Origin of the sequence: Mycobacterium sp. (genome assembly GCF_965277065.1) — a bacterium.
Lineage (GTDB): Bacteria > Actinomycetota > Actinomycetes > Mycobacteriales > Mycobacteriaceae > Mycobacterium.
Genome location: NZ_CBDIBT010000017.1, coordinates 170239 through 185602, shown reverse-complemented (window position 1 = coordinate 185602; position 15364 = coordinate 170239). Strand labels below are relative to the sequence as shown.

Annotated in this window: 11 protein-coding genes and 1 riboswitch; of the genes, 9 read left to right on the top strand and 2 right to left on the bottom strand. The window is 65.6% G+C overall.

Annotated elements, in window-relative coordinates; all coding sequences use genetic code 11:
• Positions 1-166 precede the first annotated feature (166 nt).
• The 7 genes from mutA to ACQY5A_RS09245 all read left to right on the top strand — a co-directional run bounded on the left by mutA (position 167) and on the right by ACQY5A_RS09245 (position 9374).
• The gene (gene mutA / locus ACQY5A_RS09275) at positions 167-2047 is read left to right on the top strand and encodes a methylmalonyl-CoA mutase small subunit (protein ID WP_428340088.1); all 1881 of its coding nucleotides are present in this window, start codon (positions 167-169) and stop codon (positions 2045-2047) included.
• Between the two features lie 2 nt (positions 2048-2049).
• Complete coding sequence (scpA, locus tag ACQY5A_RS09270) at positions 2050-4317, top strand: methylmalonyl-CoA mutase (RefSeq protein ID WP_428340087.1); 2268 nt, start codon at positions 2050-2052, stop codon at positions 4315-4317.
• Positions 4318-4321: 4 nt separating this feature from the next.
• Positions 4322-5320 (top strand): methylmalonyl Co-A mutase-associated GTPase MeaB, encoded by a 999-nt coding sequence (gene meaB, locus ACQY5A_RS09265; RefSeq protein WP_428340086.1) that lies wholly within the window; start codon positions 4322-4324, stop codon positions 5318-5320.
• Positions 5321-5361: 41 nt separating this feature from the next.
• Positions 5362-6627: a serine hydrolase domain-containing protein gene (locus tag ACQY5A_RS09260; protein WP_428340085.1), complete on the top strand. Its 1266-nt coding sequence runs from the start codon at positions 5362-5364 to the stop codon at positions 6625-6627.
• Between the two features lie 12 nt (positions 6628-6639).
• Positions 6640-7221 carry a carboxymuconolactone decarboxylase family protein gene (locus tag ACQY5A_RS09255; protein ID WP_428340084.1) on the top strand — a complete coding sequence of 194 codons (582 nt, stop codon included), beginning with the start codon at positions 6640-6642 and terminating at the stop codon, positions 7219-7221.
• Between the two features lie 48 nt (positions 7222-7269).
• The gene (locus tag ACQY5A_RS09250) at positions 7270-8394 is read left to right on the top strand and encodes an NAD(P)H-dependent flavin oxidoreductase (RefSeq protein ID WP_428340083.1); all 1125 of its coding nucleotides are present in this window, start codon (positions 7270-7272) and stop codon (positions 8392-8394) included.
• A 292-nt stretch (positions 8395-8686) separates the two neighbouring features.
• Positions 8687-8874, top strand: a riboswitch (M-box (ykoK) riboswitch).
• Between the two features lie 263 nt (positions 8875-9137).
• Positions 9138-9374, top strand: a complete 237-nt coding sequence (locus ACQY5A_RS09245) for an Rv1535 family protein (protein WP_428340082.1) — start codon at positions 9138-9140, stop codon at positions 9372-9374.
• A 54-nt stretch (positions 9375-9428) separates the two neighbouring features.
• Here the strand turns inward: ACQY5A_RS09245 and ACQY5A_RS09240 are convergent, their stop codons facing one another.
• Complete coding sequence (locus ACQY5A_RS09240; RefSeq protein WP_428340081.1) at positions 9429-10199, bottom strand: lipase family protein; 771 nt, start codon at positions 10197-10199, stop codon at positions 9429-9431.
• A gap of 100 nt (positions 10200-10299) precedes the next feature.
• Here ACQY5A_RS09240 and ACQY5A_RS09235 point away from each other — a divergent pair, with 100 nt between their 5' ends.
• Positions 10300-11106, top strand: coding sequence for a thioesterase family protein (locus tag ACQY5A_RS09235; RefSeq protein ID WP_428340080.1), 807 nt, complete (start codon positions 10300-10302; stop codon positions 11104-11106).
• A gap of 4 nt (positions 11107-11110) precedes the next feature.
• Here the strand turns inward: ACQY5A_RS09235 and ACQY5A_RS09230 are convergent, their stop codons facing one another.
• Positions 11111-11608, bottom strand: a complete 498-nt coding sequence (locus tag ACQY5A_RS09230; protein ID WP_428340079.1) for a winged helix-turn-helix transcriptional regulator — start codon at positions 11606-11608, stop codon at positions 11111-11113.
• A gap of 328 nt (positions 11609-11936) precedes the next feature.
• Here ACQY5A_RS09230 and ileS point away from each other — a divergent pair, with 328 nt between their 5' ends.
• Positions 11937-15050 carry an isoleucine--tRNA ligase gene (gene ileS, locus ACQY5A_RS09225; protein WP_428340078.1) on the top strand — a complete coding sequence of 1038 codons (3114 nt, stop codon included), beginning with the start codon at positions 11937-11939 and terminating at the stop codon, positions 15048-15050.
• The last annotated feature ends 314 nt before the right edge of the window (positions 15051-15364 follow it).

The window sequence follows — 15364 nt, the reverse complement described above, 5'->3', positions numbered from 1 at the left end:
CCTTAGTAAGGTACTCCGTACCCGATGGGCGTCATGGCTCGTCACGCCCGTCGCAGCAGTGTGTGCCGCGACACTGACTAGCATCATTTAGCCTGGTTGTCGGGTGACAGACCAGTGTCGGGATGTCACGTGCTGACCTACCACATGTTGAGATGGGGAGCCGCCGGTGTCAGTCGATGTGTCCGCTGAACCTGCCGACCTGGCCAAGTGTCGCGCCCGCTGGCGCACCGCGGTGGCCGGGGTGCTGGCCAAGAGCACAGGGCGCGAGGTCGACGAGCTCGGGCCCGAACCCGAGCAGATGCTGGAAACACCGACCTACGAGGCCGTCGCGATCCGGGCGCTCTACACCGCGCTCGACGAGCTGCCCGAACCGCCCCTGCCGGGCGAATGGCCCTTCCTGCGGGGCGCCGACGCATTGCGCGACGTCAAGTCCGGCTGGAAGGTCGCCGAGGCCATTCCGGCCAACCGGGTTGCCGGGGTGGCGGCGGAAGACGTCAATTCGGCCGTGCTGGCGGCGCTGGCCGAAGGCGTCAGCGCGCTACTGGTGCGGGTAGGGGAGTCCGGTATCACACCGGCGCAGCTGGAGAAGGTGTTCGACGGCGTCTACCTGAGCATGGCACCGGTCATTCTCGACGCCGGGGCCGAATACCGGGCTGCCGGTGAAGCGATGCTGGAGCTGGTCAGCCGTGTCGACGACGACCAGCGCGCCGTCCTGTCGATCGACTTAGGGGCCGATCCACTCACCGCGCCGCTCAGCGACCGGCCCGCCCCGCCGCTCGAGGAGGTTGTCGGCATGGCGGCCAAGGTGGCCGACGACCACGGGGTGCGGGCGATCGCCGTGGACGGGCCGGCGTTCCACAACCTCGGTGCGAACGCGACGTGGGAACTCGCCGGCAGTATCGCCGCTGCGGTGTCCTACCTGCGTGTGCTCACCGAGTTCGGCCTTCCGGCGGCAAAGGCGCTGTCGCAGATCAGCTTCCGGCTGGCCGCCGACGACGACCAGTTCTTGACGATCGCCAAGGTCCGGGCGTTGCGTCGGCTGTGGGCGCGGGTGGCTGAGGTGATCGGTGAGCCCGACGGCGGCGCGGCCGTGGTGCACGCCGAGACATCGTTGCCGATGATGACGCAGCGCGATCCGTGGGTGAACATGCTGCGAACGACGTTGGCCGCGTTCGGCGCGGGCGTCGGGGGCGCCGACACCGTCTTGGTGTTCCCGTTCGACGTCGCCATCGAGGGCGGCTTCCCCGGTATGGCCACTAGTTTCGCGCGCCGGATGGCCCGCAACATTCAGCTGCTGCTGCTCGAGGAGTCGCACGTCGGCCGGATCCTGGACCCCGCCGGCGGGTCGTGGTTCGTCGAGGACCTCACCGACCAGTTGGCGAACCAGGCGTGGCAGAGCTTTCAAAGCGTGGAGCAGCGCGGCGGATTCATCGACGCCCGTGATTACATCGCCGAACAGATCGCCGAGATCGCCGCCCGGCGCGCCGACGACGTCGCGCATCGCAAGACCGCGATCACCGGTGTCAACGAATATCCGAATCTCACCGAACCGGCTTTGCCGCAGCCTGATTCGTCGTATTCACCGCTGGCGGCGGGCAAACTGATCCGCTACGCAGCCGGGTTCGAGGCGCTGCGTGACCGCTCGGACGTCTACCTGGCCCGCACCGGCACCCGTCCTCAGGCGCTGCTGCTGCCGCTGGGACCGCTGGCTGAACACAACATTCGCACGACGTTTGCGTCGAACCTGTTGGCATCCGGCGGCATCGAAGCGGTCAACCCGGGGACAGTCGATGTCGACGGTGTCGCCAAGGCGGTCTCCGACGCGGGATCGGCGTCGGTCGTAGTGATCTGCGGTACCGATGGCCGATACGGCACCGAGGCGTCCGCAGTTGTCGAGGCGGCTCACCACGCGGGGGTGTCGCATGTCTGTCTGGCCGGTCCGCAGAAAGCGGTGACCGAGGCCGACCACCAGCCCGACGAATTCCTGACGGCGAAGATCAATGCGGTGGAGACTCTTTCGCAGCTGCTCGACCGGTTGGGAGCTTAGCGATGACGACCACTACGCCCGCCGTGGGCAGCTTCTCCGACGTCCCGCTGCACAGCGATCGCGGCGTCGCACCGCCGACCGATGACGCGGTGCGCAGGCACGTCGAGGCCGCGGCTGCTGCCCACTCGTATTCCCCTGACCAACTTATGTGGCACACCCCGGAGGACATCGACGTCAAACCCGTCTACATCGCGGCCGACCGCGCGGCCGTCGAGTCCGACGGGTACCCGCTGAACACCTTCCCGGGTGAGCCGCCGTTCGTCCGCGGGCCCTACCCGACGATGTATGTCAACCAGCCCTGGACGATCCGTCAGTACGCCGGATTCTCCACGGCGGCCGAGTCGAATGCGTTCTACCGGCGCAACCTGGCCGCCGGGCAAAAGGGTCTATCGGTGGCATTCGACCTCGCCACCCACCGCGGCTATGACTCCGACCATCCCCGCGTCCAGGGCGACGTCGGAATGGCCGGTGTCGCCATTGATTCCATTCTCGACATGCGACAGTTGTTCGACGGCATCGACTTGTCCACGGTATCGGTGTCGATGACCATGAATGGTGCCGTACTGCCGATCCTGGCGCTTTACGTTGTGGCCGCCGAAGAGCAGGGAGTGCCCCCGGAGAAGCTGGCCGGCACCATCCAGAACGACATCCTCAAAGAATTCATGGTGCGCAACACCTACATCTATCCGCCGAAGCCGTCGATGCGGATCATCTCCGACATCTTCGCCTACACCAGTGCGAAGATGCCGAAGTTCAACTCCATCTCGATCTCCGGCTATCACATCCAAGAAGCCGGTGCCACAGCCGATTTGGAGCTCGCCTACACACTGGCCGACGGTGTCGACTACATCCGGGCCGGCCTGGACGCCGATCTCGACATCGACTCCTTCGCGCCCCGGCTGTCCTTCTTCTGGGGCATCGGGATGAACTTCTTCATGGAGGTGGCCAAGCTGCGGGCCGGTCGGCTGCTGTGGAGCGAGCTGGTCGCTGAACTCGGAAGCCAAAGCCCAAAATCCAGGTCATTGCGCACCCATTCGCAGACCTCCGGTTGGTCGCTGACGGCGCAGGATGCGTTCAACAATGTCGCGCGCACCTGCATCGAGGCGATGGCCGCAACGCAGGGGCACACCCAGTCGTTGCACACCAACGCCCTCGACGAGGCGCTGGCGTTGCCGACCGACTTCTCGGCCCGCATCGCCCGCAACACCCAGTTGGTGCTGCAGCAGGAGTCCGGTACCACCAGGCCGATCGACCCGTGGGCCGGCTCGTATTACGTGGAGTGGCTGACCTATCAGCTCGCGCAGCGGGCGCGTGCTCACATCGCCGAAGTCGCCGAGCACGGCGGTATGGCGCAGGCGATCAGCGAAGGCATTCCGAAGCTGCGGATCGAGGAGGCGGCCGCGCGTACCCAGGCGCGCATAGACTCCGGCATCCAGCCGGTGATCGGGATCAACAAGTATCAGGTCGAAGAGGACCAAGAGGTCGAGGTTCTCAAGGTCGAGAACAGCCGGGTGCGTTCCGAGCAGCTGGCCAAACTCGACGAGCTGCGGGCGAATCGGGACACCGCCGCCGTCGAGGCCGCTTTGAACGAGCTGTCCCGGGCGGCCGAAGCGCGCGGGCGTGCCGGGGCGGACGGACTCGGTAACAACCTGATGGCCCTGGCCATCGCCGCGGCCCGTACGAAGGCCACGGTCGGCGAGATCTCCGACGCGCTGGAGAAGGTCTACGGCCGGCACAAAGCCGAGATCCGCACCATCGCCGGGGTCTACCGCGACGAAGCATCGGGAGCTGAAGGAGGTTGCAACATGTCCGCCTTCTCTGATGCCACCGACCTCGTCGAGAAGTTCGCCGAGGCCGATGGTCGGCGACCCCGGATACTGGTGGCCAAAATGGGGCAGGACGGCCACGACCGCGGGCAGAAGGTGATCGCAACGGCCTTCGCCGACATCGGATTCGACGTCGACGTCGGTTCGCTGTTCTCCACGCCGGACGAGGTGGCCCGTCAAGCCGCCGACAACGACGTGCACGTGGTCGGAGTGTCCTCACTCGCGGCAGGCCACCTCACGCTGGTGCCAGCGCTGCGCGACGCGCTGGCCGACGTGGGCCGTGCCGACATCATGGTGGTGGTCGGCGGGGTGATCCCACCCGGTGACTTCGACGAGCTGTACCAGGCGGGCGCGACCGCGATCTTCCCGCCCGGGACCGTGATCGCCGACGCCGCAATCGATCTGCTGCATAAGCTGGCCGAGCGACTCGGATACACCCTCTAGCCATATGGCGACTGACAACGGCGACGCAATCGACGACCTCGCCGCGGCGGTGCGTTCCGGTGACCGGTCGGCGCTGCCGCGGGCGATCACGCTGGTGGAATCTACCCGCGCTGATCATCGCGACCGAGCGCAGCAATTGCTGCTGCACCTCATGCCGGCGGCCGGCACCGCGCTGCACGTCGGTATCACCGGGGTGCCAGGAGTCGGCAAGTCGACCACCATCGAAGCGCTCGGCATGTACCTGATCGGGCGCGGCCATCGGGTCGCCGTCCTCGCCGTCGACCCGTCGTCGACCCGCACCGGCGGATCGATCCTCGGCGACAAGACCCGAATGCCGCGACTGGCAACACATCCCGACGCCTACATCCGCCCGTCACCGACATCGGGAACACTCGGCGGCGTGGCCAAAGCCACCCGGGAAACCATCGTGCTGCTGGAGGCGGCCGGCTTCGACGTGATCCTGGTGGAGACGGTTGGAGTCGGCCAGTCCGAGGTCGCGGTGTCCAACATGGTCGACACCTTCGTCTTCCTGACCCTCGCGCGCGCCGGAGATCAGCTGCAGGGCATCAAAAAAGGGGTGCTCGAGCTGGCCGACATCGTCCTGGTGAACAAGGCGGACGGCGATCACCTTACGGAGGCCCGCAAAGCCGCCCGTGAGTTGTCCGGTGCCATCCGGCTGATTTATCCTCGCGAAACCCTCTGGCGTCCACCGGTTCTCACCATGAGCGCGCTGGAAGGCACTGGGCTGGAAGAGTTGTGGGACACCGTTGAACGGCATCGGGATGTGCTGACCGAGGCAGGCGACTTCGAGGCGCGGCGGCGGGCCCAACAGGTCGATTGGACCTGGCAGATGGTCCGCGACACCGTGCTGGACAGGGTGCTGTCCAACCGCGCTGTCCGCAAAGGTCGCGCGGACATAGAACGTCGAGTTCTTACTGGCGAATTGACGCCCGCCTTAGCTGCTCAGCAAATATTGAAGCTCGCGTCGATAACGGAAGCGTAATTTCCAAGTTCTCGGCAAGGTGTAACGGTACATTCAACGGTATGACCCTCGAAGTAGTGGGCAATCGCCGCTCCGTGCTGCCGCGCGGAGTTCACGGCGCAGCCGATCCGCATTTCGCCTGCGCGGTGCGCAGCTTCGCCAGCACGTTCCGCGGCCGCCGATTCGGCGGCGGGGCACTGGCGGTCTACCTCGATGGGGAACCTGTCGTCGACGTGTGGACCGGCTACGAGGATCGGCGCGGTCGGGTGCCCTGGTCGGCGGATACGGCAACCATGGTGTTCTCCGCGACCAAGGGCATGGCCTCTACTGTCATTCACCGCCTCGTCGATCGCGGTCTGATCGAATACGACGCCCCGGTCGCCCAGTACTGGCCGGAGTTCGGCGCCAACGGGAAAGGCGATATCACGGTCCGGCAGATAATGCGTCATCAGGCCGGACTGTCGGCGTTGCGTGGCGCCACCGGGCAGGACCTGCTGAACCACGAATTGATGGAACGCCGCCTTGCCGCAGCGCGCCCGGGCTACTCGTTCGGGAAATCGGCCTACCACGCGCTGACCTATGGCTGGCTGTTGTCCGGGCTGGCGCGGGCGGTGACCGGTAAGGGCATGCGTGAACTGATCCGCACCGAGCTCGCGGAGCCGCTGGGAACCGACGGTTTGCATCTGGGCCGTCCACCGGTCGAAGCGCCGACGCGGCCTGCCCAGATCATCATGCCGCAGAGCGCTTTCCAGAATCCGGTGTTCAACGCGGTCGCACCCATGATCGCCGCGATCCCTCGGGCCGCGGGTTTCAGCTCGATGTATTTCCCGGGCGTGAAAGCCGTTGCCCAGGGGGATATCCCATTGCTGGACGCGGAGATCCCAGCGGCGAACGGGTTGGCGACGGCACGCGGTCTGGCGCGCATGTACGGCGCGATCGCCAACGGCGGGCGGATCGACGGCACCCAATTCCTTTCGCCGGAAGTGACCGCGGGCCTGAGTGGCCGACGCAGTCTCCGGCCAGACGGCAACCTGGTGATCCCGCTGGCTTTCCACCTCGGATACCACCGCCTGCCGTTGGATGTGGTTCCCGGGTTCGGGCATGTCGGTCTCGGCGGATCGGTCGGGTGGGCCGACCCGGACAGCGGCCTGGCGATCGGATTCGTGCACAACCGGTTGTTGACGCCGTTCGTGCTCGTTGATCATGCCGGGCTCGTCGCGACCAGTGCGTTGTGCCGACGGGGTGCCGCCGCGGCGCGCAGGGAGGGTTTTGAGCGGGTGGCCGACTTCGGTTCGCCCTTCGCCGAAGCGGGAGCGGTCGCCGGGTAACGGGTTTGCCGTATGAGTGTGACGCCTGACCGAGAAGCCCGCGTTCCCCGTCTTCCCCTGGACGAGGCCAAGGCCGCCGCGGATGAAGCGGGTGTCCCGGATTACATGGCCGAACTCGCCATTTTCCGGGTATTGCTCAACCATCCAAAACTGGCATTCGGTCTCAACGATCTGCTCGCGCGCATGCTGTGGCAGGGCGAGCTGGACACCCGCTTGCGGGAATTGGCGATCATGCGGATCGCCTGGCTCACGGCGTGTGAATACGAGTGGTCACAACACTGGCGCGTCGCACAGGGTCTTGGGGTGAGCGCCGATGATCTGGCCGGCGTGCGGGATTGGCAGTCCCGTGCAGAATTCGGGTCGGCCGAGCGGGCGGTGTTGGCCGCCACCGACGATGTGGTGCGCGACGGTGCGGTGAGCGCCGAAAGCTGGACGGCCTGCAAGCAGGAGTTCGGTGCGGATCAGGCCGTGCTGGTGGAGTTGGTCACCGCGATCAGCGCGTGGCGAATGATCGCCTCGATCCTGAAGAGCCTGGACGTTCCGCTCGAGGATGACGTGGTGAGCTGGCCGCCGGACGGTCAGCCGCCAGGGTGAGCCCTGCCCGATTGACACGCTGATCGGCCACGTCATAGCGTTCCGCCAATGCGAACACGGGTCGCCGATATGCTTGGCGTGGAGTTCCCGATCTGCGCGTTCAGCCACTGCCGCGACGTGGTGGCCGCGGTGTCCAATGCGGGCGGTTTCGGCGTCCTCGGCGCGGTCGCGCACAGCCCGGAGCGGCTCGAGACCGAGCTGAGCTGGATCGAGGAACAGACCGCAGGCAGGCCCTACGGCGTCGACTTGCTGCTGCCGCCCAAGTACGTCGGAGCAGAGCGGGGCGGGATCGACTCCACGCAGGTCGAGGAGTTATTGCCCGAGGAGCACCGTCGATTCGTCGACGATCTGCTGTCCCGCTACGGCGTCCCGGCGTCGACCGCAGAGAAGCGGCAGCAATCCGGTGGCCTCAATATCTCGCCCAAGGGCTACGAACCGCTGCTCGATGTCGTGTTCGCCCACCGCATCCGGCTGATCGCGAGCGCGCTCGGTTCGCCGCCACCGGAGCTGGTCACCCGCGCGCACCACAACGACGTGCTGGTGGCCGCGCTGGCCGGGACCACGGCGCACGCGCGCCAGCACGCGTCGGCCGGCGTCGACCTGATCGTTGCCCAGGGCACCGAGGCCGGTGGGCACACCGGTCAGGTGGCGACGATGGTGCTGGTCCCCGACGTGGTGGACGCGGTGGCCCCGGTGCCGGTGCTGGCGGCGGGCGGCATTGCCCGCGGCCGACAGATCGCCGCATCGCTGGCCCTGGGGGCCGAGGGAGTGTGGTGCGGTTCGGTGTGGCTGACCACTGAGGAAGCCGAGACGCCGCAAGTCGTGAAGGACAAGTTCTTGGCGGCCACCTCGTCGGACACCATCCGGTCGCGATCGTTGACCGGCAAGCCCGCGCGCATGCTGCGCACCGCGTGGACCGATGAGTGGGAACGGGCCGACAGTCCCGACCCGCTGGGAATGCCGTTGCAGACCGCGTTGATCGATGATCCGCAGCGCCGAATCAATCGCGCTGCCGCTCAGAGCGATTCGAATGCTCGTGAGCTCGCCACGTACTTCGTCGGTCAGGTGGTGGGTTCGATGAACAAGGTTCAGCCGACTTCAGCGGTTGTGCTGGAAATGGTCTCGGAGTTCATCGATACCGTGGGGCGGCTTGATGAGCTCGTCGACCCGTGACGCGGACCTGCAGGGGAGCGCTTGGCTTGCCTTGACCAATGGGCGCCGTGGCCAGATCAGGGCGGCTGCGAAGAAAGTGTTCGCGCGCAACGGTTTTGGCGCGACATCGATCGCGCCGCCACCAAGCTGCTGTTCCGCAGCCGCCGACGCCGCCGACTTCGTCGTCTCCTTCGTGATGAACGGATTGCGTCCGAGCGCCACCAGCGGTGCGGTCACGAAACTATAACGGCAGGTCAGAGCGATCGGCGTGGCGAATTGACCTGGGCCGGATGTTCGGGCATAGTCGTCGGGGTAAGCACCTCGTTAGGTGAGGCGTCTACACGGATACAGGCCACTGACCCCGAACGTCGAGAGACGCCCAGGGTCAGGACAGCTCCTCCCGGCTTAAGGGTTGAGCCCAAGTGGCTTCCGGCATTGCACTATGTGGTGTAAATCCGGATACGTCGTGTAGTGCCGAAACTTTTACGAGTGGGGTGTGGTCCCGAAACTTTCGGGTTCTGTATCCCTGTTTGCGTGTGAAATGTGCGGAGTTCCGCACGTGCTGCGGCCGCGAGGAGGTGAGGGACGCATGAGTTCCAGTTCTAGTCCGAGTCGATATCCGTACGTTCGTCCCGATCCGGCCTGCGGCGCATTGCTTTGATCTGAGCCTTTCTCGGCCCACACTGCATCTCGCCTGGTTGACGCCGTATCGGACGGACACCGAATCCCCTTGTCCCGTTTGACTTTCTGCGTAGGAGGCGATCATGACCGCTGTTCTGCACGACGAAGTAGTAGTAGCGGCGACGTCCGCGCCCCGGCTCACGGTCGTGCCCGACCTGGAGCCGACGGCCCTGCCGACGCCGAAGACCGCCATCCGGCCCAACCCCCAGACGACGGGTGCCGACCCGCTGGTCGACGGGGCTGCCCGGCTGCTGTGTGTCCCGCTGCGTCAGCTCTATGCCGCGCTGTGGCGGGCCGGCGTCATCGAGGTCGGTGCCTGAATACCGCTTGACGCTCCCGGTACCCGAAGGCTCTTCGGTACCGGGAGCTTTGCGTTATTGCTGAGCCGCGATGAACGCGGTCAATCCCTGTTGGTACGCGGCGAGGCTGTGCCGCCAGCCGACTGAAATTGCTCCGCCACTGTCGACCGAGATTTGCGCACCCACATGTACATACGCCGTCGGCGGTGTTGGCGGTAGGAAGGGAACGATGTCGAGGCTGTTCACCACCCGATAGCAGCTTTCGATCAGCGCATTGAACGCGGCGGCGAAATCGCCCAGGCCGACCTTGGGGCCGGCGAAGGTGATCAGCCGGGGCTCGATCGGGTTCGGCGGCATTTTGCGGGCGACGTCGGGCGCTGCGAGAACGGCGAGCGCCGCACCGAGGCTGTGCCCGGTGATCACGATCTGATCGCAGCCAGCTGTGGCGATGGCCAGGTTAGCGGCGATGTTGTCGCGGACAACCTCGTACACCGCCTGGAAGCCCGAGTGCACCTGTCCAAATCCATTGATCGGGCGGTAGTCCTCAGGTAAGGCGTCGATGTCGGCCACCCACTCCGCGGCATCGGACGTGCCGCGAAACGACAGAAACGCAGTGCGGGTGGTCGCGTTACGGCCCATCAGCCCGAAGATGTTGGTGTTCTTCGTCATCGCGACCACCGCGGGATGTGGATCGGTCAATGCGGTGAGCATCACGGCATCGGCCTGGATAAGACTGGTTTGGCTGTAGCCGGCCGGTAGGACGGCGGGGTTGCCGTCCATCACCGTGTAGGCGGCCTGCGCGAGCGGCAGCACCACGTCACGGGCAAACGCAGGATCGAATGACATAGCCGGAGTGTAGCTATCGATGGCCTGTCTTGAGGGTTGTTGAGCCAGATGTATCGTGAACCCTGCTGTAGCAGAGTCGAACTCAGGAGACGTCATATCGGTGACCGAACTACACGCGCTGGACCGCTCGATCGAACTCGAGGTGGTGAGTCCGGACGTGGTGTGGGGGAAGACGCATCCGGAGTGGGCGAACATGGTTGGCCCCTTCGGTGGAGTCACCGCTGCGGTCCTGCTGCGGGCCATCGAATCCCATCCCGACTGTCTCGGTGAGCCGGTCGCTCTGACAGTGAATTTCGCGACGCCGATCGCTGACGGTGAATTCGAGATCTCCCGCCGGGCCGCGCGTACCAACCGCACCAATCAGCATTGGATGCTCGAGCTCAGTCAGGGCGGAGTGGTCGCAACGACGGCCACCGCGATATTCGGCATCCGCCGCGACACCTGGTCAGACACCGAAGCGATGCCGCCGCATGCGCCGCCGCCGGAGGAGATCGCGCGCAGCAGTCGCGAGAACCTGCCGGTGTGGATTGACATGTACGACATGCGTTTTGCCGAGGGCTCGTTCTCCGGCGGCGTTGTAAAGACCGGTCCGTCGTCGACGACCACGTTGTGGGTGCGCGACGCCGCCCGGCGTCAGGTCGACTTTCCGGCCGTCGCGGCGATGTCCGACATTTTCTTTCCGCGAGTGTTTCTGCGCCGAGGTGCGATTCCGTCCGGCACGATCTCCATGACCACGTACTTCCACGCCGACAGCCAGCAGCTGAGCGCACTCGACGGCGACTACATTCTCGCGACGGCGCACGCGGACCGCTTTGACCGGGGATTCTTCGACCAGAGTGCGCGACTGTGGAGCCGCGACGGCGAATTGCTCGCCACGACTTATCAGATCGTCTATTTCAAGGGTTAGCTACTCACCGCTTCTTCTTGCTGATCCGCGTTACGGTCTGATCCAGCGGCACAACGTGGCCCTGCGTGCACTGCACCTGGGAGAAAATTTTCGCCCCGCAGCCGTCGCCGTGCACTAGGTCGACCCGTTTGGAATCGCCCTGCAGCAGCAGCCCGAACTCCATCAGGCTGACGATCACCGGGAAGAGTTCGCGACCGCGGCTGGTGAGCACGTACTCGTAGCGGGTTCGCTGACCGGGTTCCTGATACGGCTGCTTGGTCAAAATCCGGGCTTCGACAAGTTGTTTGAGCCGGATCGCCGCCATCTGCTCGGTGATGTCGGCTCTGCGGGCCAGCTCGTCGAACCGTCGTGCACCCCAGAAGATCTCGCGAAGCAGCAGCATCGCGGAATTGGTGCCGATCTCCGTCAGCGCGCGTTCGATGGGGCACGATTCGTGGGCGATCGACCGATCCTCGCCGGGGATGCGGCCACGAAACGTCATGACGTCGGATGTCGGACTCATTCCGCCAGCGTAGCGCCGCTGACACTGATTCCCGTGAGTCAGCGGGGCGTGACCGTCCAAGCTTGCGCCGCGCCGTAGAATCAACCGGCGGCGTCGATCCGGCCATCACCGGGGAGCCTTCGGAAGAACAGCCGGCACGTGTAGTCGCAGCGGCTCAGTAGAACCGGACGGGTTGGCCCGTCACAGCCGAATGACGAGCGGCCACATCCAGGTGTGGCAAGCGGGGTGGTACCGCGGCGCGAGTGCACACAGCACTCCGTCGTCCCCGTGCCTGACAGCGGCACATGGTGCCTATACGGCACTGGGGCCACTATGGAGACGACACGCAGTGAGCGAGAACACCTATGCCAAGCCGGCCGGCGGTGCACCGGACTTGCCGGCGCTGGAACTCGAGGTCCTCGACTATTGGGCGAGTGACGACACCTTCCGGGCCAGCATCGCCCATCGCGCGGACGGCCCCGAATACGTGTTCTACGACGGGCCGCCATTCGCCAACGGACTCCCGCACTACGGGCATCTGCTCACCGGCTACGTCAAGGACATCGTCCCGCGCTACCGGACCATGCGCGGATTCAAGGTCGAGCGTCGTTTCGGCTGGGACACTCACGGCCTGCCGGCCGAACTCGAGGTCGAGCGACAGCTGGGCATCACCGACAAATCTCAGATCGACGCGATGGGTATCGCAGCATTCAACGACGCCTGCCGCGATTCAGTGCTGCGGTACACCGACGAATGGCGGGCCTACGTAACCCGTCAGGCCCGCTGGGTCGACTTCGACCACGACTACAAGACGCTTGACCTGCCCTACATGGAGTCGGTGATCTGGGCGTTCAAGCAGCTGTGGGACAAGGGATTGGCCTACGAGGGCTACCGGGTGCTGCCGTACTGCTGGCGCGACGAAACGCCGCTGTCCAATCACGAACTGCGAATGGACGACGACGTCTACCAGAACCGGCAGGATCCGGCCCTGACGGTCGGATTCGCGGTGACCGATGGCGATCTGGCGGGCACGCACCTGCTGGTGTGGACGACGACGCCGTGGACCCTGCCGTCCAACCAGGCGGTAGCCGTCAACCCCGACGTCACCTACGTGCAGGTGCGGGCCGGAGAGCACCGCGTCATCCTCGCCGAGGCTCGACTGGCTTCCTACGCAAGGGAATTCGGCGACGAACCGGAAGTATTGGGCACCTACCGCGGCAGTGAACTGGTCGGCACGCGGTACCGCCCACCGTTCCCGTACTTCGTGGATTCGCCCAACGCTTTCCGAGTGCTGCACGCAGACTTCGTCACGACCGACGACGGAACCGGGATCGTCCATCTGGCACCAGCTTACGGCGAGGACGATAAGGCGACCGCCGATCGGGTCGGCATCGTGCCGGTGACACCCGTCGATGCCAAGGGCCGCTTCGACGCCACCGTCCCCGACTATCAGGGCCAGCATGTCTTCGCGGCCAACCCGCAGATCACCCGCGACCTGAAGAACCACACCGGTCCGGCCGCCGCCAACGGTGCGGTGCTGATCCGCCAGGAGACCTACGACCACCCCTACCCGCACTGCTGGCGGTGCCGCAATCCGCTGATCTACCGGGCGGTTTCGTCGTGGTTCATCAAAGTCACCGACTTCCGCGACCGGATGGTCGAACTCAACCAGCAGATCACCTGGTACCCCGAGCACGTCAAAGACGGCCAGTTCGGGAAGTGGCTGCAGGGGGCACGCGACTGGTCGATCTCGCGAAATCGCTACTGGGGCACGCCGATTCCGGTGTGGGTGTCCGACGATCCGGCCTACCCGCGCATCGATGTCTACGGCAGCCTCGACGAGTTGAAGCGCGATTTCGGCACTCGGCCCGACAATCTGCACCGGCCCTACATCGACGAGCTGACCCGGCCCAATCCCGACGACCCGTCCGGTCAATCGACCATGCGGCGTATCGCGGATGTTTTCGACGTGTGGTTCGACTCCGGATCGATGCCGTACGCGCAGGTGCACTATCCGTTCGAGAACCGTGACTGGTTCGACACGCACTACCCCGGTGATTTCATCGTCGAGTACATCGGGCAGACTCGCGGCTGGTTCTATACCCTGCACGTGCTGGCCACCGCGCTGTTCGACCGGCCGGCGTTCAAAACCTGTGTGGCGCACGGGATCGTGCTCGGCAGCGATGGTCAGAAGATGAGCAAGTCGCTGCGCAATTACCCCGACGTCAGCGAAGTCTTCGACCGTGACGGTTCCGACGCGATGCGCTGGTTCCTGATGGCTTCGCCGATCCTGCGCGGCGGCAACCTGATCGTGACCGAGCAGGGCATCCGCGACGGGGTGCGCCAGGTGCTGCTGCCGTTCTGGAACGCCTACAGCTTCTTGGCCCTCTACGCCCCGAAAGTCGGTACCTGGCGGGCCGATTCGCGTCATGTGCTGGACCGCTACATCCTGGCCAAGCTGGCGGTGTTGCGTGACGACCTGACGGCCTCGATGGACGGGTGCGACATCTCGGGGGCCTGCGAGCAGTTGCGCCAGTTCACCGAGGCGCTGACGAACTGGTATGTGCGACGGTCGCGCTCACGGTTCTGGGAAGAGGACCCCGACGCCATCGACACGCTGCACACCGTGCTCGAGGTGACGGCGCGGCTCGCGGCGCCGCTGCTACCGATGACGACCGAGATCATCTGGCGCGGCATCACCGGCGAGCGCTCGGTGCACCTCGCCGACTGGCCGGCTGAGGGGCTCCTGCCCGCGGACGCCGCGCTGGTCGACGCGATGGACCAGGTGCGCGAAGTCTGTTCGGTGGCGTCCTCGCTGCGGAAGGCGAAGAAGCTGCGGGTGCGACTGCCATTGCCGAAACTGACTGTGGCGGTGGAGAACCCGGAACGGTTGGCGCCGTTCACCGATCTGATCGCCGATGAGCTGAACGTCAAGGCGGTCGAGCTGACCGACGACATCGACAGCTACGGCCGTTTCGAGCTCACCGTCAACGCCAGGGTCGCCGGGCCGCGGCTGGGCAAGGACGTGCAGGCCGCGATCAAAGCCGTCAAGGCCGGCGAGGGTGTCGTCAACGCCGACGGCACGCTCAAGGCCGGTCCGGCCGTGCTGCAGCCCGGGGAATACAGCTCGCGGTTGGTCGCGGCGGACCCAGAGTACACCGCACCGCTGCCGGGCGGCGCCGGTCTGGTGGTGCTGGACGCCACGCTGACTCCCGACCTCGAGGCCGAGGGCTGGGCCAAGGACCGCATCCGCGAGTTGCAAGAGCTGCGCAAGTCGGCGGGCCTCGATGTGTCCGACCGGATCAGCGTGGTGATGTCGGTTCCCGCGGAACGGGCGGAGTGGGCGGCCGCGCATCGTGCTCTGATCGCCGGGGAAATCCTGGCCACCAGCTTCGAGTTCGGCGAGGCAACCGACGCCGCCGAGATCGGCGACGGTGTTCGGGCCGCTATCTCGAAGAGCTGAGAATGGCAGCGGTGGCGAGGGTGACGTACTGCATGGTGAACTCGCCACCGATCAAATCAATCGCTGCGCCAACGTTTCCAGGACGGTGTTCAGCTGCTCCGCGCCCGGTCGTACCGGTCGGCGTCTATTCCGAATGACTCTGCTACCTGACGCATCTGGTGCGGCAGCTGTTCGATCGACATGTGTCCGACATCTACACCACGAACTCGGCTGTACCAGGGCTGTGGACGGCGGTGCCAGCGTCCAAGCGTTTGTCCCTACCATCTGACTGCGAAAGTGCTTCTGTAGAGGTATTTCTCGAGTAGAGGCCGCGC